This window comes from Enterococcus diestrammenae (assembly GCF_049384045.1).
GTDB lineage: Bacteria > Bacillota > Bacilli > Lactobacillales > Enterococcaceae > Enterococcus_C > Enterococcus_C diestrammenae.
In genome coordinates, this window is sequence record NZ_JBMRGR010000006.1 from 76,481 (window position 1) to 102,116 (window position 25,636).

Sequence of the window (25,636 nt, forward strand, 5' to 3'; positions counted from 1 at the left end):
TCTATTTCCTTTCCAAAAATGTTTTTTGGCTGACACAAGGAAATGTGCTATACTCAACTTGTCTAGGGCGGAGTACGTTTATACATTTTAATGTGTAAGCTGTGCTTTGCTTTTTTTTGTGTATTTTTTCTGTCTTCATATTTTGAAGACACTGGATATAAAATTCTACTTCTTCCTGATAATAATCAGGCTCAGCAATCAAATTTTCTAATATTTTTTGCTGCCGTGAACTAAGTTCCCCACAGCTAATAATCTCGTTAATCAAATTTGAATCAAAATGATTATCTACCTCTTGAATAAATGCGAGGGTGGGAGAAACGCTGTGAATTAACCAATTCATACTTTTTTCAAAGCTTTGAGGAATTGTTTCTAAAGAAATGGTGATTGCGCCATGATTGCCAATAAAGGCTGCCCATTTTTTATCGACTTTTGCACCTGGATCATTTGGATCACGGTCATAAAAACAAATTGCGCCATTAAGTAACTCAAAGAACAGTTTGGTTAAATCATGGGTTCTTGAAATAATCTTTGCCAAGCTTTGCGCTTTCTCTTTTCGATACCGTAGTTCAAAGCGATTTTTTACTTCTGCTTCTTCTAAAGGAATTCCTCGTCTTTTGCGTTGTTCATAATCCTTCTGATAAAAACAAAAGCGACACTGACTCTTCTTTGAGCCTAAATACAAGGTCTCACCATTTGATTCATTGTTTATGATATCCGTACCGCCATGAGATTCACTCACTTGAAAAGTGGTCCACACATGGCCTAGTGTTACCTTACGCTTCAGTTCTGGAATGCTGAGACTCCCCACAAAATCATCTAAAGTAAAATCAATCCGTGTAAAGTTTCCCTGATAATCTAATACCTTACGAAAGAACTCTTGCCAGTTTGATTTTGCGGTCTTCAAACGCATGGCAAGATGTTTACAGCCTTGACCTGAAAACTCCATTACGGTTCCTTTTACCGTATCGTCAATGGAATACCGAATCGTGATTACTTGATTCCAAACATATTGCCCAATATAGCCCTTTGGTGCATAATCCAGTTCCTCAAAGCGTTCAATAGGCATGCCAATAATCTCTTCAATCAACTTTAAATGTTGATTCGAGAAAAAGTGAATGGTTAGATAATCAATCAAAACACGGTTAACTGGAATGACCGCTTCTTGCAAACTATCCAGTATAAGATTCAATTTTTCTTCACTTAATTGTCTCGTTCCTTTTTCTACCTTTGATAATAACGATCTCGAAATCCCTACTTTTTCTGCTAAATATCGCTGGGTCCACCCCCTTTCTTCTCGAGAAACTCGAATCGATTCCCCGAGATCATGTTGATTCACTTGATTCATAGAAAAACCTCCTTCTGCTATTTACTTGTCAAAGAACCTTCAGACTTATTTTAAGTACAAACGGATTGTACGCCTGTATTTATTTTAAGTCAATATATTTTGACTTTTTTTAAGTACACACGTATAATAAATTTAAGAACTTATCATGAGGAGGTTTTTTCATGGAGATAGACAAGCAAGCAGTGGGCAATCGAATTCGCCAGATTCGCCAAGAGTTAAAGTTGAGTATGGAGAAATTTGGCAAACTAATTGGTGATTTACCACGAAGCACTGTCAATAATTGGGAACGCGGGATTAATCTTCCAAAAACCGAAACTCTTCACCAGATTGCGGAGGTAGGTCATGTCACCAATGAATATCTTCTGTATGGTGATCAAGAGAATCAATACATTTTAGAAATGCTTCAAAAGAAGGCAGGTAAGCTTGATCCTAAGATTGAAGGACTGATAGTAGACGAACTGAAACAAGCAGGTCATGTCAGTGAAAAAGAAATGGATCGGATGATTGAATTTTTTATTACAAACCTCATTCCACCAACCGAACAAGACCAGTTTACTTTCCAATGTATCGATGAGAAAAAGCAACTTTACCTTGGTTCAACCAATTTTGGTAAAGAAGCGCAACTCTATTTACACCATGATAATCAAAATCATATTCTGCACATGATGCCCTTTACCTTCTCCAACTTTAGTGTGGATCGCTTACTCGTCTATTTAGCAAATCAAGAATCCTATTCCTATTTTGGGAAACATTTGCCAAAGAAACTAGTTGAAAAAGTCATTCTTTTATACTCGATCAATCAATCAACCGGAGATGTGCGAATTGCCCCGTTGGTGTATTCAAAAGAAACCGCTTCTTATCAGTACACAGAGGACAATCAATATCTACTAGAACAACAATATCTTTATCTGCCATTCGTGATGGAAGTCGAGAAAGAACATCTGTTAAACGCAGCGTATCCATCATCAAAATAAAGTGACAAGCTTTATAAGCACGTGACAAAGAAAATACTGCTAGGACACTCCCAAATGGGTAGTTGTCACAGTTTCCTGTTCTTTGTTAGCCCCCTGTTAGAAAGAGGGGCTTGCCCATGCAGTCCGGCTACGCCGTCCTGCAACAGCATTAAAAAGAGGAAAGACTAGCTTATACGGCGCTGCCGTCGCTAGTCTTTCCTCTTTTTATGCTACTACTTGTCTATTTAGATTTAACTTTCATCAGTCGTAAGCCGTTCAAGGTAACTAATATAGTTGCTCCCATATCAGCTAAGATAGCAATCCATAACGTTAACCAGCCTGGAACTACAAGTAATAATGCTAATAGTTTGATTCCCAATGAGAAGGTAATATTTTGCTTAATGATTCTCAATGTTTGTCGACTTAATTTAACTATAAAGGGAAGTTTCTGTAAGTCATCACCCATTAAAGCTACATCAGCTGTTTCTAAAGCTGTATCTGTTCCAGCGCCACCCATTGCGATACCGACTGTTGAGGCAGCTAATGCTGGTGCGTCATTAATACCATCACCAACCATGGCGACTTTTCCATAGGTTTCCTTAAGTGATTTAATATAATCTAATTTATCTTGAGGCATCAAATCGCCTTTTATTTCAGTTACACCTGTTTGTTTTCCGATTGACTGAGCAGTTGTAGCATTATCACCAGTCAGCATTATCGTATGCTCGATTCCTAAATCATGTAATTTTTCAATGACTGCTTTACTTGATTCTCTTAACTCATCAGCTACTGCAATGACTGCTAAAATTTGTTTATCTGTTCCTAAGAGCATTGCTGTTTTTCCTTGTTGCTGAAGTCTTTGGTAATTTTCAATAATCTTTGAGTTATCTGTTAAGATAGATTCAAAAAGCTTTGGACTCCCTACAAGATAGGTAATCCCCTCAATGTTTCCTTGTATTCCTTTTCCAGTAATTGAAGTAAACTCGTCAACAACTACTGATTTATAAGAAATCGCTCTATTATCAGCTTCTTTTAAGATTGCTGACGCGAGAGGATGTTGAGAATATGATTCTAATGCTGTAATAATTGAGAAATATTTCTCTTCGTCTTTTGAATCAACTGTAGTGAAATCTGTTACCGTTGGTGTTCCTTTAGTCAATGTTCCTGTTTTGTCAAAGGCAATCGCCTTGAGGCCACCAATTTCTTCAAGATAAATACCGCCTTTTACCAAAACACCATTTTTAGCAGAGTTTCCAATTGCTGAAACGATAGACACAGGTGTTGAGATTACTAAAGAACAAGGACAGCCAACAACTAATAAAGAGAGCCCTTGATACAACCAAGTATTCCAATCTCCGTTAAAAAATAATGGGGGAACGATGACGATTAATGCGGCAATCACCATAATGGTGGGTGTATAATATTTCGCAAATTTATCGACAAATGCTTGAGCAGGTGCTCGTTCACCTTGTGCTTCTTCAACTAGGTGAATAATTTTGGCAATTGTCGTGTCGTTCACATGCTTTGTAACTTTGACTTCAAGTGCACCTTCTTCATTAATCGTTCCTGCAAAGATATCATCATTAATATTTTTTTCAATAGGGACAGATTCACCGGTAATCGCAGCCTGATTTACTGAGGAATGGCCTTTAATGACTTGACCATCCATAGCAATTTTTTGTCCAGGCTTAATGATCATAATATCGCCTACTTCGATTTTTGAAACATTAATCATTTGTTCAACATTATTTCTTCTAATTAATGCTTCTTTCGGAGCAATATCCATTAGGGAACGTATTGATTGTCTTGCTTTATCCATTGAAAACCGTTCTAAAGCTTCGCTAATTGCAAATAAGATAACAACGATTGAGCCCTCAGTCCACTCGCCAATAATTGCAGCACCAATGATTGCAATTGTCATAAGAGATTCCATTGAGAAATTCAATTTTAATAGGTCTGAAAATCCTTCTTTAAACAAACTAAATCCGCCGATAATAATCGCTAGTATAAATAATCCTTCTGTTAATAGCGCATCTTCACCGTTAACTACTTGAGATCCTAATGCCAAAATAATTAAAAACAGTGAAACCAATAGGTTCCAGTTTCTTTTCACAAAAGGCTCTTTTGTTTCAATGCGAGGTTCTGTATCATGTTCGGACTGAACTTTAAGATTCTCAAAAGCTCCTGCAGCTTCAATTTCCGCAATAGTCGCTTCGCCTTCGATAGAGATTTTTCCGGCACCGAAATTTACTTTTGCATCGGTAACTTTTGGTATTTGAGAAACATTTTTTTCGAATTTTGCCGCACAATTCGTACAGCTCAATCCTTCAACCCGATAGACTTGTTTTTTTTCACTCATACTAGCACCTCATCTTCTAAATACAGTTTGGAATTTAGTAGTTGGACAAATTTATCATTCTTGATAGAGTAATAAACCAATTTCCCTACTTTCCGACTCACAACAATTCCATTTTTTTTCAATGATAATAAATGGTGTGAGGTTGTTGCCACGGTTGCCTCGATAGTTGCTGCGATATCACATACACATAATTCATCCTCATAACTTAGGGCGTAGATAATTTTTAAGCGATTCTCATCAGCTAAAATTTTGAAGACACTTTTTAAGCTCGAAATATCCTCAGTTTGTAACTTTTCTTTTCCTAGTAAAACTTTATCTTCATGAACACATGAGATTTCACAAATTTCGTTTTTCATACAGCTCCTCCTTTATTCTAACGGATATTTGAATGTAGTGTATCATAGATTAATAGAATAATCAAATTTTAATTTGAATATGTGAGGAGTTATATAGATTGTATGGATGCATCTATATAAGTAGTGATTTTCAAATTAGATTGAATCGAATGCAAATAATAAACTAATTAATTTGAACTGAAAGACAGAAGCATTTGACAAAACATAGATGATTATCTATATTTTTACATAAGCGCCGGCAGTTGGCATCTTAGTTGAAGTGCCAGTCATGTTACTGTTAGTTAAAATATCTAATCGCACAAAAAAATTGGTTCATTCAAAATCCATCAGAATTGTCTGATATCGGAGGAAATAATAATGAGAAAAATTTACTTTTTATGTACAGGCAATTCTTGTCGTAGTCAAATTGCAGAAGGCTATGGGAAAGCGATTTTGCCAACAGATGAATTTGAAATTAAAAGCGCCGGCATTGAACAACATGGGTTAAATCCTAGAGCCGTTCAAGTAATGGCTGAGGAAGGGATAGATATCTCTACGCAAACATCTGATTTGATCGATATGGATTATTTTAATCAAGCAGACCTAATTATTACGCTATGTGGCGATGCCAAAGATAAATGTCCAGTAATTCCAAAAGGGATTAAGCATGTTCATTGGGATTTGGAAGATCCAGCCAAAGCAACTGGAACAGAAGAAGAAATCATTAATAAATTCAGAGAAATTAGAGATGATATAAAAAGTCGTGTAGCGAATTTGCTAGATTAAGTAGCAACTGTCATCTATCTCGGTAAAAGATAAAAAGACGTAAAATGTCCTTTTGATAAATTGGAAAATTAAAGTAAAAGCCGTGCGAAGTGAAACATAAATCTTCGATGGCTCTTACTATTTTAAGAGAAAAGGATCTGCTTTTGGCGTAAAATTGGATTTATCTATCTGACATACTGACGAGTATTTTTTGACCCTATATTTGACCTTCTCAATCACATTTAAGTAGGTGTGACCGGCTTATACAATTATTCGAGAATCTAGTAGCTTAGCTAATTCTGGCCTTGAAACCCCTATTAGACAGCTATCCAGCCATCAATACGGTCTCAAATAAATAAGAGGGGAGGAATAACTCTAAAAAAGATTGATAAACTAGTAAGAAAATTGTATTCAACTACCATTCATCTTTGGTTCAAATTGGTTCAAGTAATATCAATATTAATCCTATTTTATCCATATCAAACTGTTTTTTAGATGTTTGTAATGTTGATATAATTGGATTTCTATTGATAGAAGTACTTGTAATAAGTACGAGTCACATCTCAAAACGTTAATATCCTTTATATATCAACGTTTCAGGCACTTTCCAATTTTTGGAGAGTGTCTTTTTTTGTACGCTTAGGTACGAAAAAATGTACGAGATTTTGAATTGGCTGTTTTTAAGACCTAGGTCAGATACTATTTAATCGTTCTTTTTATCTTGTTTGATTGCGAATAAATATTATTGATGATATTGTTACTAATTATTCTAGGTACAGTGAGAAATATTAGTTTTAAAAATTTGATAGGGGTATAGATATAAAGCTTCAAAATGCTATTGTCTCATGCAAGATTGATTAATATACGAAGGTAATAATATTGAATGTTTATTTGTAGCGACAAGGACTTCGAAGTCTATGTAGCTTAACGGGCTTTGGAGATATTAAAATAGGAATATTTTAAACCATATTTTTTTCTCAAAAGTATACTTTCATCAATAAATAAAATATTGATTCATGCTATACTATTCATCAAGAGATTTTTAAGGAGTTGGTAGGAGATGTCTGATTATAAATATTCAATAAAAAACACCACAAAAATCGAGCGTGAAAAACTTCGTAATGTAGCCTTAAGCTACTCAACATTAGATGCAGCAGCTCCCTCAGAAGATACGATGAAATTAGTAGAAGAGTATGTTGCTGGAAATATTGAAATTGCAGATGCTTTAGAATCGGTTATTGAAAAATACCGTAATATGGGTTTACAAAATGTTTGATCCCTATGTAATTCCTGGTACAGATGTTTTGAAGAACCATTTAGGGATAACTAATAAAGAGCTTCTTGATAAGGCAGAGGCAGATATTACCTACTTAAAGTTACTAGATATTGACGCTTGGTTTGAGAATAGATCACTTAACTATGAAACTCTCCTTGCGATTCACGGCTATATATTTGGTGATTTATATCCTTGGGCTGGGCAGCTAAGAACGATTGATATTTTTAAGGAAGAAGAGGTTTTAGGCGGTGTATCCTTAAGGTATGGGGATACTTCTTCGTTAACTGATCAGATTGTGGCTGTTCTTGATAAATTGAATCAGGTTTCCTGGTCAGAAATTAGTTTAGAAGAAACAATACCATTGTTTTCTGATCTAATTGCTAAACTGTGGCTGATTCATCCTTTTCGAGAAGGGAACACGCGGACGATCATTCGGTTTGGTGGCTTGTTTGCAAACGCGAAAGGCTTTCCACTAAACTCTAAATTTTTACGAGACCATGCAAACTATGTAAGAAAATCATTGGTGCTATATTGTGTTGAAGAGGCTCCTGAAAAAGGTTATTTCTTAAAAATCATGGGTGAAGCAATTAATGACTTTTAAAATTGGTTTCTGTTATTTATAAAAAGCAGTCATGTTCTGGCTTGCGTATTTTTTTGATGTGCGAGTTGCTTGAAATCAGTTCAAATTGATTGATATATAGATTTGGGGAAAATCTATAAAAACCTTGATATTAAAAGGTAATCAAACTTGTTGTGTTATTTATAAGCAAAACCAGGTCTTAAAAAAGCTCGTAAAGCTTCTCAATTCTCAAAACGTTAATCGTTGTTATACCAACGATTTCAAGCACTTTCCATTCATTTGGAAGGTGCTTTTTTTATTCTGTGGGACGCAAATAAATACGCTATTTTCTTTTATAATGTGAAATAAAATGAAATGATGAAGTAAAATGACGAAGGAATTCACACTTCTACGCGTAGGGGCGCTGTGATACCTTAATTAATCTGCATAAGTAGGTGTCTGTTATTAGGATTTCATGTACTATAATTTATAGAATAAAAGAATTTGCGATGGTGCCGGTTTTTGAATGAAGAATGACCATCAAGCAAATAGGGAGGAGAAGGCATCATGACCAATATTTTAATGAGTTTATTTTCGGAAAAAGAAGAATGGAGTAGCGCGTTAGAAAAATATCTGGCTGGGAAAAAAGTATTCATCTTGGCTTTTTCGTTTGCAGCGGAATACATTCACTCTTCCGAAGAATGGATTCAGGCTTATGGCCAACCGGAGGGCGAGTACTATAGACCGATGCTAAAAGCTTTGACCAGTTATGGGGTTAGAGAAGAAGAGATTAGCTGGGGAAATTATTTTGAAGATAGCTCTAGAGCATTGCAAGCAAAGATTAACGAGGCGGAGGTTCTCTTTTTGCCTGGAGGAGCACCGGATGAGTTCTTTGACAGGCTAAAAGAAAAGAACTTAATAGATGCTATTCAGCAGTTCAATGGCACAATTATTGGGTTCAGTGCCGGTGCCATGGTTCAGATTCAAGATTTCCATATTACTGAAGATGACCATTACAAAGAATATAGCTACTATGAGGGGTTGGATTTGCTCACAGATTTTGATGTGGAAGTTCATTTTGAGAAAGACGATTCCACCATGCAGGCAAGTATCCAGCGTTGTTTGAAGGAAAAGAAGAAGGTTGTCTATGGAATTGGAAATGCCGGTGCGGTGATCGTTGAAGGCGACAGTATCCTAACGCTTGGTGAGGTTGAAAAATATGAGCAACAGTCGCAATAGGTCATCGATAAAATAAGCAAATCTAGTTTGAACTTCTCAATCATTGCTTCCTACCGATAAAATTAAGAAAAAGCTGCAAGTCTGTTTTTCTCCGCCAAGCAAGCTGAAATGGCGGAGAAAAACAAAGGCTGGCGGTGAAAAATAGGTTGGTCTCAGGAGGATTCAGCTGGATAGTGAGTAGGCTCTGTTCTTTTCCGCCCTGCCTGCCGATATTTTCTTGGCGTCAGTTGAAATAATTTTTTGAATTGCCGGCAGAAATAGGCAGTCGTTTCAAAGCCAGTATCCTGGGCAATCGTACCGACATGGTTATCGGTGGTAATCAGCAGATTAGCTGCCTGCTTAAGCCGATAATCAATCAAATAGTTCACTGGGGTGGTATGGAGGTATTCTTTAAAGAGTGTCAGGGTGCTACTCTTACTCACTGACACCGACTTGGCAATGTCTGCCAGAGTGATTTGCTGGGAGTAGTTTTTGTGGATAAACTGCATCATCATTTGTAGTTGGGCCTGTTTATGGGCAGAAGGGGAGTTTCGACGTTCACTGAAATCGTTGCAATCGTACATTTGTTGCCAGAGTTTTAGGAGTAATTGTACGGTAGCGATTTCCGAGCACTCTTCTGCTTCTTGAAGGGCAAAAATTTCCAGTAATGTGGCCAGAATCCCTTGTTTGGTTTCTGCTGAGAATATGACACATGCCACCGAAGAGTCTAGGATTGGTTTGAGGTATTTCTGATAAATCCGGCTGTCGGGAGAAGCGAGTAAACGAGGTGAAAAGACGATATTCGGGATGATCGCTTCATCTTCCGCTTCGAAGCGATGAATAACTTGAGTATTGATAAATATTCCTTGACCGGCGGAAAGGATATAGCGCTGACTGCCAATCAAACAGGTGATACGACCAGTACTTACATAGACAAACTCGACTTCTGGATGCCAATGCCAGTCGATACAATGAAAATCAAAGTCCCAGACGTTCTCGTAATAATAACAAAAGGGGTAGTCGGTACTACCGTGATGGGCGGTTTCCCGCATCGTTTCATCAGTAAGAATACTGTTAACCGTAGTTTGCTTGTTCATTCGCTCCTCCTGTTTTACGATATAGTGCAATAAAATTGCGATATTATTCCTCTTTTCACCTTGTATCTGATGATATAATTCAATGAAAACATATTGTAAAAAGGAGGGAATGTCAAGATGCAAAAAAGCTATGGTCGAACGTTGTGGGCTTGTTATCTAGGATTTGTGACCCAAGCGATAGCAGCTAACTTTGCGCCACTACTTTTTTTGACTTTTCATTATGAATTTCAGATTTCTCTAGGTAAAATTGCTTTGATTTCATCGGTGTTTTTTATTACCCAGTTAATTGTGGATTATCTGTGTGTTCATTTTGCTGATAAAATTGGCTACCGCCGTTGCGTAGTGGGCTCCCAGTTATTTTCTGCGATCGGGTTGATTGGTCTGGCCTTTTTACCGGTATTGTTGCCGGATCCTTTCACAGGAATTTTGCTTAGTACGATGATTTATGCCACTGGTAGTGGACTGACAGAAGTCTTGTGTAGTCCAATCGTGGAGGCTTGTCCCTTTGAGCACAAAGAAGCTGCCATGAGTTTGTTACACTCTTTTTATTGTTGGGGATCAGTGGCGGTTATCTTGTTGTCGACGTTATTTTTTGCGACGGTTGGAATTGAACATTGGCAGTGGCTTTCCTGTCTGTGGGCGGTGATTCCATTGATCAATATCTATAATTTTGCGGTATGCCCCATTGAACAGCCGGTGGAAAACGGTAAAGAAATGCCAGTGGCAAAACTTTTTAAGACCTCTTTTTTCTGGCTAGCGGTAGTGTTGATGGTTTGCTCTGGTGCTTCAGAGTTGGCCATGTCGCAGTGGGCTTCTGCTTATACGGAATCAGCTCTTGGCTTTACCAAAAGCGTAGGGGATATTGCAGGTCCATGTCTGTTTGCGGTGATGATGGGGATTAGCCGGGTGATTTATGGTAAATACGGCGAGAAACTGGATTTGACAAAAGTCATGATGGGCTCGGGGATTCTTTGTCTGTTTTGTTATTTGTTGGCTTCCTTGTCCCGACTGCCGGTATTTGGTTTAATTGGCTGTATCCTTTGCGGGTTTTCGGTGGGGATCATGTGGCCAGGGACCATCAGTCTATCGGCGGGGCGTCTGCCTGCTGGCGGGACAGCGATGTTTGCTTTTCTAGCGATGGCCGGTGATCTCGGCGGCGCATTAGGACCAGGCATGATTGGCGTGGTGACGCAACAGTCAGATAATAATTTGCAGCGAGGAATGCTTGCTGGGACGATTTTTCCATTGATTTTGGTGATTAACTTAATCTTACTCAACCAGTTGAGAGTGAAGGAAAGTAAAAAAGTTAAAGTGTAAGATGGTTGTGGGTAATGTTGAAACAAGCGGCCAACAAAAGCGAAAATAGTCGTCAGTTTCATAGCGTTTAGGGATTCTTTCTCTTAGGGAAGAATCTTTTTTTAAGTTCTTTGAAAAGGTTTTATTAGCATCCCGCAAGTTTTCATAAGAGTGACAACGAATCCGAAAATAAGTGATATACTTATCAGGAAGCATTAGTTGTTAGAATAGTGTAGATAAGCGGGGGAAAAATGTGACCGAAAAAAAACTTTACGGATCGGTGTTGTTAAAAGCGGCGGAGATTCTGGATGCCTTGGCGAAAAAAGGAGGTCAAACGATCCAGCAATTATCAAAAGAAACAGGGATTTCACCATCGAATTTATCCAAAATTTTGGAAACCTTGATGTACATTGGTTACGTTATTCGAGATCAAGATAAATTGTATTACTTGGGCTCGAAATTTATGGAATACCAAACTCAAAATATCGCGGCACAACGTTTGCTAGCGGTAGCGAAACCCCATTTAGAACAGTTGTTGGAAGCGGTAGATGAAACCATTCACCTTTCTATTTTGGAAAATGATAAAGTGGTGTATATTGAGAAGCTGGAACCCAAAAATAAAGGAATCTATATGACGTCACAAGTGGGTTTGGCTCGGACGCTTTATAGCTCTGGCATGGGGAAAGCGGTCTTGAGTAGTTTTAGCGAAGCGGAATTGACAGCATATTTGGCAAAAACGGAACTGGTCCCTTATGCTAAAAATACCATCACCTCCCCTGATGCTTTACGGCAGGATTTGACTGCTATTCGCAAGCGGGGGTATGCGATTGATGATGAAGAGCAAGAAAATGATGGCTACTGTATAGCGGTTAAACTAGAGGATAATGGGCAGACCATTGGCGCCATGAGTGTCAGCTTTCCTAAGTTTCGTTACACAGCTGAATTTGAGACAACCGTGGTCGCAGCGATCGAAAAAACGAAAGCCGCTATCGAAAAATCTTTGGAAGCCTAGGTTAATTTTCGAAAATAGCAGATACTGTTTCACTTTTTTGAGTGAAGCAGTATTTTTTTGTCTTTTTTTAAAGGGCTTTCCCCTCCCGCAAACTGATTTGCTAATTGCTGGAGATTTTGGTTTTAAAAGGGTTCTCATTTTTTTAAAAAAGGGGTTGTTTTTTTGTAACGTTGCGCATATAATCACAAATGAAATAAGTTTATTTGGAAAGTTTATTTTCCAAATAGGAAAAGAGGAGAAAAATGTCAGAATTTACTTTAGATGCCTTTAATTTGAAAGGCAAAGTTGCATTAGTCACTGGCGCTTCATACGGAATCGGGTTTGCGATTGCTTCAGCTTATGCTAAAGCCGGCGCCCAAGTCGTTTTTAACGACATTAACCAAGAATTAGTCGATAAAGGAATCGCAGCTTATGCCGAAGAAGGAATTACTGCCAAAGGGTATGTTTGCGATGTGACGAATGAAGAAGCAGTGAATCAATTGGTAGCAACGATTGAAAAAGAAGTTGGTGGGATCGACATCTTAGTTAATAATGCCGGTATCATCAAACGGATTCCAATGTTAGAAATGTCAGCAGCTGACTTCCGTCAGGTAGTGGATGTGGACTTAAACGCGCCATTTATTGTGGCGAAAGCTGTTATCCCAGGTATGATCAAAAAAGGTCATGGCAAAATCATCAATATCTGCTCGATGATGAGTGAATTAGGTCGCGAAACTGTTTCTGCCTATGCAGCAGCTAAAGGTGGCTTGAAAATGTTGACGCGTAACATTTGTTCTGAATTTGGTGAAGCGAATATCCAATGTAATGGGATTGGACCTGGTTATATTGCAACACCACAAACTGCGCCATTGCGGGAATTGCAAGCAGATGGTAGCCGTCATCCTTTCGATCAATTTATTATTTCTAAAACACCAGCAGCTCGTTGGGGGACTACTGAAGACTTGCAAGGACCAGCCGTCTTCTTGGCATCAGATGCCTCAAACTTTGTCAATGGTCATGTCTTGTATGTCGATGGCGGAATCTTAGCCTATATCGGGAAACAACCTTAAGCCACTGTGAACTAAAAAGGGTGAAGGGCTGGCACCGCCAGCCTTTCACTATGTTGTTGATTGTGAAAGTTTTAATTTAACAAAAAAGGAGGAAGACAGAAATGGTAGTCATTAATTACATCATGAGCTTGGGAGCAAGTGTCATGATGCCAATTATTTTCACTGTTTTTGGTATTATTTTAGGTTTGGGTGTTTCGAAATCATTGCGGGCGGGGATTTCAGTCGGAATTGGTTTTGTCGGCCTGAGTGTTATTACAAAATTATTAGCAGATAACTTAGGACCTGCCGTCAACAAGATGGTATCTTTGTACGGCTTGAATTTGAAAACGCTAGATATTGGTTGGCCGGCTGCTGCTGCGGTAGCTTATGGGACAGAAGTTGGGGCCATCGTGATTCCTTTAGGGTTGTTGGTCAATATCATCATGTTGTTGACTCGTACCACCAATACAGTCAATATCGACTTGTGGAACTACTGGCATTTTGCTTTCGTGGGTTCGATTGTTTCGATTGCGACCGACAGCTTTTTATGGGGCCTTTTTGCAGTGGTGGTGACGGTTGCGGTAACGTTGATCGGTGCTGACCGTTCCCAAGAAAAAATGGAAGCCTTCTATGGGGAAGATTTGAAAGGTATTTCGATACCACAAGCCTTTTGTGTCGGTTTCATTCCCTTTGCAATCGTGACAGATTGGATTATGGAACGTATTCCTGGATTGAACAAAGTGGATTTAGATGCCAAAAAAATGCAAGAAAAATTTGGGATTATCGGTGAACCATTGTTTCTCGGTGTCATCGTCGGTGTGGTGTTGGGCTTGATTGCACAATACTCTGTTGCTGAAATGTTGACTCTGGGAATTACCATGGCTGCTGTGATGGTCTTGATTCCTAAAATCACTGGTCAATTTATTGAAGGGTTAAATCCAATTTCCAAACGTTCTCAAGAATTGATTGGTTCAAAATTAAAAGGTGGTCGTAAAATCAATATTGGGATGACACCTGCATTAGTTATTGGTCATCCTGTTACGTTAGTTTGTTCACTGTTATTAGTACCAATTATTTTGTTCTTATCTGTGATTATTCCAGGAAATCGTTTCTTACCACTGGCTTCACTTTCTGGTTTGATTTATATCTTCCCCTTGGTATTACCTTATACTAAAGGGAACGTACTACGTTCTTTGATTACCGGTATTTTGACTTTAGTGACGGGCGTTTTATTTGCTACTTCACTTTCCACCATCTTTACCAAAGCGGTTCAAATGGTAGATGGCGCGTTGATTCCAAAAGGGACGGAATCAGTGGCCTCAATCGATTTTGCGGCCAGCCCATTTTCTTGGATTGTCTATCAAATGACTGCCAATATTGGAATTATTGGCGCCGTAATCTTAGCAGTTCTGGTGATTGCTTTTGCACTCTTCAATCGTAAGAAAATCGTGGAAGAAGCTCATAGCCAAGAAACGACTGCAAGTAAGTTAGCTTAAAGAGTACTCAAGTAGTGAGAAGCTCCTGACGTTGGTTGGGGGCTTTTTTTGTAAGCTGGAACTAATTCAACACATCGGCAAATAGCCAAGTCACGTAACGAAATGTCTCTAATCTATTTTTTTAGCCGTTTGGATGAGACTATAGCCGATGACATTTACTGTTGAATCTTCTGGAGTAGTACTGAAATTCCAGTTCTTATGTCCTACAGTAATCGATCGAATACTTCGTTTTGTGAGACTATTGAAGCTCGCCAACTAGCTTTTTTCTAGAAACTCACTTAAGAGTATTTTGAGTTTTAAAGCGTAATTGATTACTTTTTGCCATGGTCCTTTAATTACAAGTAGATTTTCTATCAATGGCTAGAAACGATTCACTAAATTTTCAGCTTTTGTATGACGATTGATTAGTAGTTTCTCATTGGTTAAGCCTTGCTTTTCTAAGTTTCTCCATTCGAAACATTTTATCGTAATACCTCACACTTCCAACTGTCCGATCATGCGAGCGAGTTATTCTATTGGTTTTTTCTAATTCTGTCATCAAAGATATTCTGACCTCAAATAACCGCATATCGTACTATGATTCAACGGGGATAAAACGGAATATATCAAAAGTGCTTAAAATTTCTTACTGAGAGCGCCAATTTTTGATGGTCTAATTTTACTTTTGGTAGATCGAGATCCTATCAGAAAGCTATTCCACTTGTTTTTTGGAACATTACTTCCACAGAATTAGCTTTTTCCGGTTGAAGAAATCCACACTAATCATAACGTTTGGACAATAGATAGAAACTCCTCATTAGATTCTTCATGTTTCCCCGCTAGCATTCCAAGAATACCAGCGAATAAATTGTCCAGGTGTTAGACCAGTGTGCTTTTTGAAGACCGTGATGAAATAGTTCACGGTGCTAAATCCGGTGGCCGTCGCAATATCAGTGAGGGTAGCTTGGCGATCTTTAACTAGAAGTTCTTTGGCTTTACGGATGCGAAAGTCGACGAGATACTGTTGAGGAGATTGGCCCAGGACTTCTTTAAAAATTTTATTGACGTATTGAGGGGTGAAACCCACGATTTCAGCGAGACGCTGATTGCTGAGATCTTGATGAAAATGGATGGCGATGTAATCTTGGATAGGACGGATAATACTTTGGTAGCGATAGTCGTCGGCTAGCATTAAGTTCATCTTTTTCTTAAATTCCATTAAGAAGCGGTATATTTGCCCAGAGCTATCATATTGAAAATTGGGTTCAGAGCAATCTTTGGTAGTAATGAGACGATAAATCAATTGATCAATCTCTTCAATCCCAAAGTCCATATAAACATAATCATGAATTCCTAAAAGAGTGAGTACCTCTTGAGCTAAACTGCCCCCGAAGGTAAAGTAGGCGGTCATCCAAGAATTAGTTTCAGAAAAATAACTATGTGGGATCCCTTCGTTGATTAAAATACCGGTACCACTTGGGAGGTAAAAATGCTGGTTGTTGATTTCTACTCGACCGTTACCTGATTGAGTGTGGAGCCAATGAATATAGTGGTAACCTTTAGGACGTTGGACATCTTCTTGTTCCCATTGGTAGCCAAGACTATCCATTAAAAGGGGTAAGCTGCGATCTTTATGGCTAAAACTGAAACGTAGATTTTTCATAGGGCCTCCTTGTTTCGTATTTTATAATTATTCCTTTCAAATTTAAACTTGTCCATTATTATATCGAGAATTATACTCTTGGTAAAGACAGCTGGACTTTCTTTTTTTTAAACAACAAAAAGATAGCGGTTACACAGGGGGGGGTCAAGTGATGTTTTGTAAAAATGATCGGTTGCTGTTTATTGGAGATTCCATCACGGATAGTGAACGTAATAAAGAAGCATTACCAGCTCGTTGGCAGTCTTGGGGGGAAGGCTATGTGCAATTAATTAATTCTTATACGACGGCTTTTTATCCGGAAAAGGAATTGATGGTCATTAATCAAGGAGTGAGTGGCAATCGAGTAACGGATTTAAAAGCGCGTTGGCAAAGCGATGTTTTTGATCTCAAGCCAGATGTGGTGACGGTCATGATTGGGGTGAATGATGTGGGTCGTCATTTTGATGGCGTCTTTTATCAAGAGGAACAAGTGACTCCAGAGATCTTTTATCAGACCTTAAAGGAATTAATCGCGGCGACTATTCCAGTGACAAAACAAGTTTATTTATTATCAGGATTTTTATTAATGGAAGCCAAAGATGATCCCATGCGGAAAATGTTGGCTGACTACAATGCTTTGACGAAAAAAATAGCTGAAGAATTAAATGTGGTCTTTGTCGATGTACAAGCTGCGATGGATGATTATCTGAAGGTGCAAGCGGGCTATTACTTAAGTATCGATCGGATCCATCCATCTTTAGTTGGGCATATGATTATTGCGAAAGCCTGGCTTGAGGCAGCTGGTTTAGGAGGGAAATTATGATTACACTAGAAAAAATTCAAGAGGTAATTGCCGCTGGACCCTATCAAGCCAACTGGGCTAGCTTAAATAGCTATCAAGTACCCTTGTGGTTTCGCCAAGGAAAGTTTGGGATTTTTATTCATTGGGGGTTATACAGCGTGCCGGCTTTTCGCAACGAATGGTATTCCCGAAATATGTATATTCAAGGAAGTCCTGAGTTTGAGCATCATCGAAAAACTTATGGTCCGCAATCAGAATTTGGCTACAAAGATTTTATCCCGCTGTTTACGGCCGAGAAATTTGATCCAAAAGAATGGGTGGAACTTTTTGCGGCGGCCGGAGCGACTTACTTTTGTCCAGTGGCAGAACATCACGATGGCTTCCAAATGTATGACAGTGAGTTTTCAGATTTTACCAGTGTCAAGATGGGGCCACAACGAGATATTTTGGGTGAATTAAAAACGGCGGCCCAAAAAACTTCCTTGCATTTTTGTACTTCTTCTCACCGAGCAGAGCATTGGTTTTTCTTTGGTCATGGTCAGGAATTTGCTAGTGATGTGAAAGAACCGCTAGTAAAGGGTGACTTTTATTGGCCAGCAATGCCAGAGCCGGATAATCAAGAGTTAACTAGTGAGCCGGCGCCTAGTCAGGAATTTTTGGAAGATTGGTTATTGAGGACTTGTGAATTGATTGATCGCTATCAGCCAGAAGTGTTGTATTTTGACTGGTGGGTGCAACATCAAGCTTTTAAAGAACCTTTAAAACAAGTCGCAGCTTTTTATTACAATCGCGGAGTGGAATGGAAAAAGCCTACCAGTATCACTTATAAGCATGATGCCATGATGTTTGGATCAGGGATTGTGGAAGTCGAACGGGGAAAATTTGCCGATGCGAAACCTTTTTATTGGCAGACGGATACAGCGATTGCCCATAATTCTTGGTGCTATACGGATAGTTTGGAATATAAAACAGTGAAGGAACTATTGTGGGATTTAATCGAAGTGGTGGCTAAAAATGGCAATCTACTCTTAAATGTCGGCCCGAAAGCAGATGGCTCGATTCCTGAAAAAGACCGGGAGATTTTATTAGCCATCGGTCAATGGTTGCAAATAAATGGAGAAGGTATCTATTCTGGGAAACCTTGGCGAAAAGCTGGGGAAGGGCCGACTCAAGTCATAGAGGGACAATTTCAAGCAGGGCCAAAAGCCTATACTGAAAAAGATATTCGCTTCACCGTTGTGGGGGAGGCTTTGTATGCTTTTGTAATGGCGCCTCCAAAAGGGGAACTACTCATTACCTCATTGGCTACTAGTGGCAATCCTGATGCGTTAGCCTTTCACGGTTTGATTAAAGAGGTTTGCTTCTTGGGATATGAGGAAAAGGTCACTGGGGAACAAACAGCTGCAGGACTGAAGGTTTCTGTACCGAAAATAACTGGCGATTTACCTGTGACTTGTAAAATTATTATGGAGTGAGGATGAAAAAATGATTGTTAAAGATGTGTTATTAGCCGGAGAAACCGATCCAAAGGTGGGATTGCGGACTTATGTGCGGGAAAATTCCCCTGAAATTGATTTAAATCGTCGTCGCCCAGCGGTAGTCATTTGTCCAGGGGGAGGCTATGGGATGGTCTCCGATCGAGAAGCTGAAGCGGTGGCTTTAGAAATGGTAGCAAAGGGCTATCAAGCTTTTGTGCTGACTTATAGTGTGGCTCCGGCGGTTTTCCCCAAAGCCTTAGTGCAATTGGCAAAAGCTGTAGCTCATGTGCGACAACAGGCGGTTGAATACGCTGTGGACCCAGAAAAAATTGTGGTGGCGGGTTTTTCAGCAGGGGGCCACTTAGCTGCTAGTTTGGGAGTTTTTTGGCAGGCGGACTTTTTGCAACAAAAATTAGAGGCTTCCTCTAGCTTGTGGCAGCCAAATGCCTTGCTACTAGCTTATCCTGTTATTTCTGCTAAAGAATTTGGTCATCAAGATTCTTTTAAAAACTTATTGCAAGAGCGTTATGAAGAACGCTTAGCTTATTCTTTAGAAGACCAAGTCACCTCTAGCGTACCGCCAACTTTTATTTGGCATACTATGGAAGATGGCTTAGTCCTAGTAAAAAATAGCTTTGTCTTTGTAGAAGCTTTACAAGAACATGGGGTGCCAGTAGAATTTCATGCTTTTATGAAAGGTGGTCATGGCTTAAGTCTAGGAACTTGGGAGACCCAAAGCAATGGGGTTTATGGTATTGAGAAAAATATCCAAAGTTGGCCACAATTGTTTGCTACTTGGTTAGAGTGTTTGTTTACAAAAGAGGAGGAGAAATAAGTGTTTCATACAAAACTAGATGATTTTCCAAAAGATTTCTTATGGGGAGCGGCTTCAGCAGCCTATCAAATCGAAGGTGGTTTTGATGCAGATGGCAAAGGTCCCACGATTTGGGACGATTTTGCCATGACTGCAGGGAATACCTTTGAAAATACTGATGGAAAAGTAGCCATTGATCATTATCATCGGTACAAAGAAGATGTGCAATGGATGAAGAAAATGGGCTTGAAAGCTTATCGTTTTTCCGTTTCTTGGGGGCGAATTTTGCCAGATGGTAATGGAAAAGTTAATGAAGCTGGCTTAGCTTTTTATGAAAATTTGATTGATGAATTGCTTGCTAACGGGATTGAACCTTTATTGACTTTATATCATTGGGATTTGCCTTTAGCTTTACAAGAAAAATATCAAGGCTGGGAAGGACGGGAAACTGTCGCCGCTTTTAAAAAATATTGTGAAGTGCTCTATCGACGTTTTTCTGGGAAAGTTCGTTACTGGATTACCATGAACGAACAAAATGTTTTTATTCCTCTAGGCTATCGCTGGGGGGCGCATCCGCCGAAAGTGACTGACTTAAAACGGATGTACCAAGCAAATCATCATGTGAATTTGGCGAATGCCGAAGCGATTGCCTCTTTTCGCCAATTGGTTCCTGAAGGCAAAATCGGCCCCAGCTTTGGTTATGGCCCCACCTATCCTTTAAGCTGTAATCCGAATGATGTGTTAGCTGCTGAAAACGGGGAGGACTTTAACAATCGTTTCTGGTTAGATGTTTATTGTAAAGGGAAATATCCGAAATTTATGTTAAAACAACTAACCAACTTAGGCTTAGCACCAACGATTACCCCAGAAGATGAAGCGTTATTGGCTTCGGTAAGACCCGACTTTTTGGGAGTGAACTATTATCACGGGGGGACAGTCAAACAAAACGAATACGAGGCAGGTAGTCAAATGGCTACTGAGAAAGACTTCTCGAAAGTAGATCCCTATCAAATGGCAGCCAAAGAGGGGGAAAAAGCACCGGAAAAAGCCATGTTCCAAACGGTAGAAAATCCTTATTTGGAAAAAACGGACTGGGGTTGGGAAATTGATCCAGTAGGTTTCCGAGTAGCCTTACGAAAATTAGCCAGCGCTTATGATTTGCCAATTATGGTCACGGAAAATGGCCTGGGAGCCTATGATGAACTCCAAGAGGGGCTGATTCATGATGATTACCGAATTGATTATTTACAAAGTCATTTGCTGGAGTTGCAAAAAGCACTGACTGATGGTGTCGAGATTTTAGGCTATTGTGCTTGGTCCTTCACTGATTTACTTAGCTGGTTAAATGGCTATAAAAAACGTTATGGTTTTGTTTATGTCGATCGAGACAATCAATCAGAAAAAGCCTTGACTCGTTTGCCAAAAGATAGTTTTTACTGGTACCAAGAAGTGATTGCCACAAATGGTCAGAATTTAACCAAAGGAGAGAAATAAAAAGATGGCTTTTTTTAAAAACATGCTTTACGGCGGGGATTACAACCCGGAACAATGGCCGGAAAAAGTTTGGCTAGAGGATATGGAAATTTTGACGGATGCTAAGATGAATTCTGCCACGATTAACGTCTTTAGTTGGGGCTTGTTGCAACCATCAGAAGAAGAATATGATTTTTCGATGCTGGATAAAATCGTGGAGATGTTGCAAAAACATCATTTTCAAATTGTTTTTGGGACGTCAACCGCGGCATTACCGGCTTGGATGAGCCATCGTTATCCTGATGTCAATCGGACGGATTTTTATGGTCGTCCCCATAAATTTTCCCATCGCCACAATGCTTGTCCTAATTCGCCAACGTTTCGTAAATATGCCCCCCGTTTGGCAGGAAAATTGGCGGAACGTTATGGTCATTTGCCGGAAGTCGTTTGCTGGCATATTTCCAATGAATACAGTGGAGAATGTTATTGTGAAAATTGTGCGAAAGCGTTCCGAGTGTGGTTGAAAAAACGCTATGGCACCCTGGAAAAGGTCAATCAAGCTTGGAATACCAATTTTTGGAGCCATCGCTTTACTTCCTTTGAAGAAATCGTGCCACCAAACTATTTAGGAGATGGCATCCCCGGGGATAAAGCTTCCTTTGCTGGTTTGAGTTTGGATTATAATCGTTTTAACTCTCAATCCATTTTGCAAAACTTTATTGATGAAAAACAGGCAATTCGCAAGTTTGATAGCAAAACACCAGTCACAACCAACTTGATGGGGGCTTATAAACCCTTAAATTACTTTGAATTTGCCAAAGAAATGGATTTGATTAGTTGGGATGCTTATCCCAGCTTTGATACGCCGGCTAGTTTTTCAGCTATGATGCATGATTTGATGCGGGGCTTAAAAGACGGACAACCCTTTATGTTGATGGAACAAACGCCTTCGCAACAAAACTGGCAACCTTTTAACTCCTTGAAACGTCCTGGTCAAATGCGCTTAATGAGTTATCATGCAGTGGCTCACGGGGCAGATACGGTTCAATTTTTCCAATTGCGAAAATCGGTTGGTGGGGGAGAAAAATTTCATGGAGCAATTATTGACCATGTAGGTACCAAAGATACTCGCGTCTTTAGAGAAGTTACGCAATTAGGTGAGGAATTGGCGGATTTGAAGGATACTCTTTTAGATGGGCGCACCCCTAGTCGCGTTGGCTTAGTTTTTGATTGGGAAAACTATTGGGGCTTAGAATTTGCCATTGGTCCGAATGTGGAATTGAAATATGTCGACTTTTTACATCATTATTATCAAGAGATCTATCGTCGGGGCATTGCAATTGATATGGTGGGCTTAGAAAGCGACTTTAGTCAATATGATCTTTTGTTGGCGCCAGCTTTGTATATGGTAACAAAAGAGGTAGCAGAAAAAATCAACGACTATGTGGCTAAAGGAGGAACTTTAGTTACCAGCACCATGAGTGGCTTGGTGGATGAACACGACAATATTCACCTAGGAGGATATCCTGGACCATTGAAGGAGGTTACGGGTATTTGGGTGGAAGAGTTTGATGCCATGCCAACTGAAAAACAAGTACCAGTCGCTTTTTTAGCCGATGAAGTAGCAGCTAGTGGAACTTTACTATGTGATATTATTCATCCCCAAACAGCAGAAGTCTTGGCTAATTATCGCGGGGAGTTTTACCAAGATACCCCGGTGATTACTTGTAATGACTATGGAAAAGGTCACGCTTTTTATGTGGGAACGCATTTAGACACAAGAGGGATGGCGCGTTTCTTTGATGAAGTCCTAAGAAAAGTCGGTATTACTAGTGAAGCTTGGCCGGAACATGTGGAAGTGGCCACGCGAAAAAATCAGCAGGGCACGTTTAAATTTGTGATGAATCACCAAGAAGCTCCCCAAAAGGTGAACCTAAACTTTAGTGGTGAAGATCTTTTAACTAAAAAAACCCTCACTGGCGAAGTTACCTTACCTTCTTATGGGGTATTCATTGTGAAGGTGAATGAGGAGGCAAACTCGTGAAGCAATACTCAGAAAAAGTTGCTGGATTTTTGCAGGCAATGACGGTGGCAGAAAAAATTAAGCTGCTTTCTACCAAACAATCTGCGGTGGAACGCTTAGGCATTGGCGCCTATCAAGTGGGAGGAGAAGCTGCCCATGGAGTCGTTGATCGAGAAGGGAAAAAGACCACCAGCTTTCCGGTTCCTTTAGGCTTGTCCCAAACTTGGAATCCCCGCTTATTGGAAAAAGTCGGGACAGCGATTGGCACAGAAGCGCGAATTAAATATTTGCAATCAGGCAAAGCTAGCTGGTTAACCTTGTGGGCGCCCACCATTGATATGGAAAGAGATCCTCGTTGGGGTCGCAATGAAGAGGCCTATGGGGAAGATCCACAGTTGGTAAGAGAGCTGGCGACAGCAATCGTTAGTGGGATGCAAGGCAAAGAGCCAGGTTATCTATTAATGGCAGCAGCGCCCAAGCATTTCTTTGGCAATAACAATGAAGCCGGCAGAGAAAATACTTCAAACTTTATTCCCTTGCGTGCCCAAGAAGAGTATTACTTACAGCCTTTTCAAGCGGTTTTCCAACAAGGAAAGGCCCAGTCCATGATGACAGCCTACAATGGTGTCAATGGGATTCCCGGGATGCAATTGCCGGAATTAAAAGAAAAAGTCAAAGGGCAATGGCAAATGGATGGCTTTATTGTTAGTGATGGGGGAGCTTTGACGTTAAATGTCGAAGAATATCATTACTATGATACATTTGCCGAAGCTTTGGCGGATTCTTTGAAAAAAGGCGTCGACTGTTTTGTAGATGATAAAGCTTTGGTGGAACAAGCTGCCACCGAAGCTTTACAACAAGGCTTAATCACTGAAGCAGATATTGATGAAGCGATTGGGAATTGCCTGACAGTCCGGGAACGTTTGGGGCATTTTGGCCAATGCCCTTATGACCAAGTGGATCAAAGTTTGTTGAATTCTGCTGCTCATCAAGAATTATGTGAAAAAGTGACCGCAGAAGGAATGGTTTTATTAAAAAATGATGGCGTCTTACCTTTTACCGGTAAAGAAAAAATCGCTGTGATTGGGCCTTTAGCGGATAATACTCCTAGAGATTGGTATGGAGGTTTTGGAAATGGGCGTTCCACAATTAAAGACGGCTTAGAAAAAAAATTTGCTAGCCGCCTAGTGGGAGTTTGTGACAGTCACGATCAAGTGGCAATCTTTTTAAACAATCAGCCGTTGGTGGTACAAAATGAGCGCTTGCAAGTGGGGGAAAATCACCAGCAGCCTGCTATTTTTGTTAAAGAAATTTGGCAAGATAATACTTTTGTCTTAAAAGAGTTAGCTAGTGGACGTTATTTAGCCTATGATGAGGAAGCGGGTTATTTTAAACTCCATCAAACTGAAGTCTATGATTGGTTTATTAAAGAATTGTGGCAAGAAACTCCAGAAGGAATGCAAAACTGGCAAGGAGATTTTCTAGGAGTTGATGAAAAAGGCGTCGTTACTGTTACTGGAGAAGTAGGGGATTTTACGCTTAAGGTTATCAAAAATGGTCTGCAAGCTGCCGAAGAATTAGCTGCCAAAAGTCAATGGTCGATTGTTGTTTTAGGCAATCATCCGATGATTAACGGAAAAGAAACTCAAGATCGACAAAATCTAAACTTGCCAGAATTTCAACAAACATTATTAAAAAAAGTGTTAGCGAAAAATCCACAAACCATTTTAGTTTTGTTAGGCAGCTATCCCTTTGATTTACGTTGGGCCCAAGAACATGTGCCGGGAATTTTCTTTGTCACCCATGGTTCGCAAGCACTGGGGAAAGTCTTTGGAGATGTTTTAGTAGACCAAAAACAACCTACCGGGCACTTGACGCAAACTTGGTTTACTTCTGCTGATTGTTTACCAGCAATGAATGACTATGATTTAATCAAGCATCCCCGCACCTATCATTATTATCGGGATGAAGTTTTGTATCCCTTTGGTTTTGGTTTAAGTTATCATTCTTTGCGCTTGGATCATTTTCTTTATTTAGGTGAAAGTGGCGAAGACTTACGCTTTTCGGTGGGGCTGATCAATGATAGTGACGAATGTGGAAAAGAGACTATCCAAGTTTATTTAAAGGAAAGACAGACCCATCTCCTGTTACCTCGCAAACTTGTTGCTTTTAAGAAAGTGAAAGTGTTACAAAACAGCCAAAAAATAATTGAGTTAACGGTGGCAAAAAAAGCTTTAACTTATTTTGATGTTCGCAGTCAAAAACATCAGCCAATTAGTGGGGAATTAGAGTTCTTTGTCGGCTTTAATAGTGAAGATCAACAGTTCACAACCCTAGTTCCTCCGCTAGTTGAAGCGTGCATCCCCACTCGCGAAGTTGCTGAAAGCTTAGAGCTATTTAGTTTTGATAGCTATCAATTGGCAGAAATCATTGCTTGCAATCATCAACGGGTCTTATCTTTAGCACCAGGAGGGAAGGTCAGCTATCTGGCAAATCACTTTAGTTACAGTAGTTATTGTATGGAGTGCCATGCTGAAACTGCCGGAAAAATTATCATCAATGGAGAAGTCACCGAATTAATTGCTGGCGAAAATCAAGTGATGATTAAACTTGCCGCAGACGCTGATTTGGTTATTGCTAGTGAAATCTTGCTAGCTATTTCGCGATTTACAAAAGCCTGAGTTTT

Annotated in this window: 20 protein-coding genes; 15 read left to right on the forward strand and 5 right to left on the reverse strand. The window is 39.6% G+C overall.

Going from position 1 to position 25,636, the window contains the following annotated elements:
* Position 1 precedes the first annotated feature (1 nt).
* The gene (locus ACO03U_RS05875) at positions 2-1,345 is read right to left on the reverse strand and encodes a replication initiation factor domain-containing protein (protein ID WP_423104418.1); all 1,344 of its coding nucleotides are present in this window, start codon (positions 1,343-1,345) and stop codon (positions 2-4) included.
* A 161-nt stretch (positions 1,346-1,506) separates the two neighbouring features.
* On the opposite strand from ACO03U_RS05875, the gene ACO03U_RS05880 reads away from it, so the two are divergent.
* Entirely contained in the window at positions 1,507-2,319 is an 813-nt protein-coding gene (locus tag ACO03U_RS05880; protein ID WP_002403997.1) for a helix-turn-helix domain-containing protein, read from the forward strand.
* A 220-nt stretch (positions 2,320-2,539) separates the two neighbouring features.
* On the opposite strand, the gene cadA is transcribed toward ACO03U_RS05880, so the two are convergent.
* Together cadA and cadC are read right to left on the reverse strand one after the other, a co-directional pair.
* Positions 2,540-4,657, reverse strand: a complete 2,118-nt coding sequence (gene cadA, locus ACO03U_RS05885; protein WP_002372033.1) for a cadmium-translocating P-type ATPase CadA — start codon at positions 4,655-4,657, stop codon at positions 2,540-2,542.
* Entirely contained in the window at positions 4,654-5,013 is a 360-nt protein-coding gene (gene cadC, locus ACO03U_RS05890) for a Cd(II)-sensing metalloregulatory transcriptional repressor CadC (RefSeq protein WP_002372035.1), read from the reverse strand. Before cadC ends, cadA begins: the two co-directional genes overlap by 4 nt.
* Before the next feature lie 357 nt (positions 5,014-5,370).
* On the opposite strand from cadC, the gene arsC reads away from it, so the two are divergent.
* From arsC to ACO03U_RS05910, 4 genes are all read left to right on the forward strand, one after another.
* A complete protein-coding gene (arsC, locus tag ACO03U_RS05895; RefSeq protein WP_002372037.1) occupies positions 5,371-5,778 on the forward strand; it encodes an arsenate reductase (thioredoxin) in 408 nt (135 codons plus the stop codon).
* A 1,039-nt stretch (positions 5,779-6,817) separates the two neighbouring features.
* Positions 6,818-7,033, forward strand: a complete 216-nt coding sequence (locus ACO03U_RS05900; protein WP_204686160.1) for a hypothetical protein — start codon at positions 6,818-6,820, stop codon at positions 7,031-7,033.
* Positions 7,026-7,634 carry a Fic/DOC family protein gene (locus tag ACO03U_RS05905; RefSeq protein WP_204686158.1) on the forward strand — a complete coding sequence of 203 codons (609 nt, stop codon included), beginning with the start codon at positions 7,026-7,028 and terminating at the stop codon, positions 7,632-7,634. Before ACO03U_RS05900 ends, ACO03U_RS05905 begins: the two co-directional genes overlap by 8 nt.
* Before the next feature lie 525 nt (positions 7,635-8,159).
* Positions 8,160-8,831, forward strand: a complete 672-nt coding sequence (locus tag ACO03U_RS05910) for a Type 1 glutamine amidotransferase-like domain-containing protein (RefSeq protein ID WP_204686150.1) — start codon at positions 8,160-8,162, stop codon at positions 8,829-8,831.
* 152 nt (positions 8,832-8,983) lie between these two features.
* On the opposite strand, the gene ACO03U_RS05915 is transcribed toward ACO03U_RS05910, so the two are convergent.
* Positions 8,984-9,907, reverse strand: coding sequence for a helix-turn-helix domain-containing protein (locus ACO03U_RS05915; RefSeq protein ID WP_204686142.1), 924 nt, complete (start codon positions 9,905-9,907; stop codon positions 8,984-8,986).
* A gap of 117 nt (positions 9,908-10,024) precedes the next feature.
* Between ACO03U_RS05915 and ACO03U_RS05920 the strand changes: the two genes are divergently transcribed.
* The 4 genes from ACO03U_RS05920 to ACO03U_RS05935 all read left to right on the forward strand — a co-directional run bounded on the left by ACO03U_RS05920 (position 10,025) and on the right by ACO03U_RS05935 (position 14,739).
* Positions 10,025-11,224, forward strand: coding sequence for an MFS transporter (locus ACO03U_RS05920; protein WP_204686140.1), 1,200 nt, complete (start codon positions 10,025-10,027; stop codon positions 11,222-11,224).
* A 232-nt stretch (positions 11,225-11,456) separates the two neighbouring features.
* A complete protein-coding gene (locus ACO03U_RS05925) occupies positions 11,457-12,215 on the forward strand; it encodes an IclR family transcriptional regulator (RefSeq protein ID WP_204686138.1) in 759 nt (252 codons plus the stop codon).
* 242 nt (positions 12,216-12,457) lie between these two features.
* Positions 12,458-13,264: a gluconate 5-dehydrogenase gene (locus ACO03U_RS05930; protein ID WP_204686136.1), complete on the forward strand. Its 807-nt coding sequence runs from the start codon at positions 12,458-12,460 to the stop codon at positions 13,262-13,264.
* A 101-nt stretch (positions 13,265-13,365) separates the two neighbouring features.
* A complete protein-coding gene (locus ACO03U_RS05935; protein WP_204686134.1) occupies positions 13,366-14,739 on the forward strand; it encodes a PTS galactitol transporter subunit IIC in 1,374 nt (457 codons plus the stop codon).
* An 805-nt stretch (positions 14,740-15,544) separates the two neighbouring features.
* Here the strand turns inward: ACO03U_RS05935 and ACO03U_RS05940 are convergent.
* Positions 15,545-16,381 (reverse strand): AraC family transcriptional regulator, encoded by an 837-nt coding sequence (locus tag ACO03U_RS05940; protein ID WP_161870219.1) that lies wholly within the window; start codon positions 16,379-16,381, stop codon positions 15,545-15,547.
* 151 nt (positions 16,382-16,532) lie between these two features.
* On the opposite strand from ACO03U_RS05940, the gene ACO03U_RS05945 reads away from it, so the two are divergent.
* The 6 genes from ACO03U_RS05945 to ACO03U_RS05970 are packed head-to-tail and all read left to right on the forward strand — an operon-like array spanning position 16,533 to position 25,631.
* Positions 16,533-17,183 (forward strand): SGNH/GDSL hydrolase family protein, encoded by a 651-nt coding sequence (locus ACO03U_RS05945; RefSeq protein WP_237583965.1) that lies wholly within the window; start codon positions 16,533-16,535, stop codon positions 17,181-17,183.
* On the forward strand, positions 17,180-18,637 hold the full coding sequence (locus ACO03U_RS05950) for an alpha-L-fucosidase (RefSeq protein ID WP_204686132.1): 1,458 nt from the start codon (positions 17,180-17,182) through the stop codon (positions 18,635-18,637). The genes ACO03U_RS05945 and ACO03U_RS05950 overlap by 4 nt, the downstream gene beginning before the upstream one ends.
* A gap of 10 nt (positions 18,638-18,647) precedes the next feature.
* Positions 18,648-19,475 (forward strand): alpha/beta hydrolase, encoded by an 828-nt coding sequence (locus ACO03U_RS05955; protein ID WP_161870222.1) that lies wholly within the window; start codon positions 18,648-18,650, stop codon positions 19,473-19,475.
* Positions 19,476-20,948, forward strand: coding sequence for a glycoside hydrolase family 1 protein (locus ACO03U_RS05960; protein WP_204686130.1), 1,473 nt, complete (start codon positions 19,476-19,478; stop codon positions 20,946-20,948). It begins immediately after the preceding gene.
* Positions 20,949-20,952: 4 nt separating this feature from the next.
* Positions 20,953-22,971, forward strand: coding sequence for a beta-galactosidase (locus ACO03U_RS05965; RefSeq protein WP_204686128.1), 2,019 nt, complete (start codon positions 20,953-20,955; stop codon positions 22,969-22,971).
* Positions 22,968-25,631 (forward strand): glycoside hydrolase family 3 N-terminal domain-containing protein, encoded by a 2,664-nt coding sequence (locus tag ACO03U_RS05970; protein WP_204686126.1) that lies wholly within the window; start codon positions 22,968-22,970, stop codon positions 25,629-25,631. Before ACO03U_RS05965 ends, ACO03U_RS05970 begins: the two co-directional genes overlap by 4 nt.
* Positions 25,632-25,636 lie beyond the last annotated feature (5 nt).

Coding starts and splice junctions, on each gene's coding strand:
- ACO03U_RS05875 (WP_423104418.1), bottom strand. CDS start 1,345: ATGAATCAAGTGAATCAACATGATCTCGGGGAATCGATTCGAGTTTCT.
- ACO03U_RS05880 (WP_002403997.1), top strand. CDS start 1,507: ATGGAGATAGACAAGCAAGCAGTGGGCAATCGAATTCGCCAGATTCGC.
- cadA (WP_002372033.1), bottom strand. CDS start 4,657: ATGAGTGAAAAAAAACAAGTCTATCGGGTTGAAGGATTGAGCTGTACG.
- cadC (WP_002372035.1), bottom strand. CDS start 5,013: ATGAAAAACGAAATTTGTGAAATCTCATGTGTTCATGAAGATAAAGTT.
- arsC (WP_002372037.1), top strand. CDS start 5,371: ATGAGAAAAATTTACTTTTTATGTACAGGCAATTCTTGTCGTAGTCAA.
- ACO03U_RS05900 (WP_204686160.1), top strand. CDS start 6,818: ATGTCTGATTATAAATATTCAATAAAAAACACCACAAAAATCGAGCGT.
- ACO03U_RS05905 (WP_204686158.1), top strand. CDS start 7,026: ATGTTTGATCCCTATGTAATTCCTGGTACAGATGTTTTGAAGAACCAT.
- ACO03U_RS05910 (WP_204686150.1), top strand. CDS start 8,160: ATGACCAATATTTTAATGAGTTTATTTTCGGAAAAAGAAGAATGGAGT.
- ACO03U_RS05915 (WP_204686142.1), bottom strand. CDS start 9,907: ATGAACAAGCAAACTACGGTTAACAGTATTCTTACTGATGAAACGATG.
- ACO03U_RS05920 (WP_204686140.1), top strand. CDS start 10,025: ATGCAAAAAAGCTATGGTCGAACGTTGTGGGCTTGTTATCTAGGATTT.
- ACO03U_RS05930 (WP_204686136.1), top strand. CDS start 12,458: ATGTCAGAATTTACTTTAGATGCCTTTAATTTGAAAGGCAAAGTTGCA.
- ACO03U_RS05935 (WP_204686134.1), top strand. CDS start 13,366: ATGGTAGTCATTAATTACATCATGAGCTTGGGAGCAAGTGTCATGATG.
- ACO03U_RS05940 (WP_161870219.1), bottom strand. CDS start 16,381: ATGAAAAATCTACGTTTCAGTTTTAGCCATAAAGATCGCAGCTTACCC.
- ACO03U_RS05945 (WP_237583965.1), top strand. CDS start 16,533: ATGTTTTGTAAAAATGATCGGTTGCTGTTTATTGGAGATTCCATCACG.
- ACO03U_RS05950 (WP_204686132.1), top strand. CDS start 17,180: ATGATTACACTAGAAAAAATTCAAGAGGTAATTGCCGCTGGACCCTAT.
- ACO03U_RS05955 (WP_161870222.1), top strand. CDS start 18,648: ATGATTGTTAAAGATGTGTTATTAGCCGGAGAAACCGATCCAAAGGTG.
- ACO03U_RS05965 (WP_204686128.1), top strand. CDS start 20,953: ATGGCTTTTTTTAAAAACATGCTTTACGGCGGGGATTACAACCCGGAA.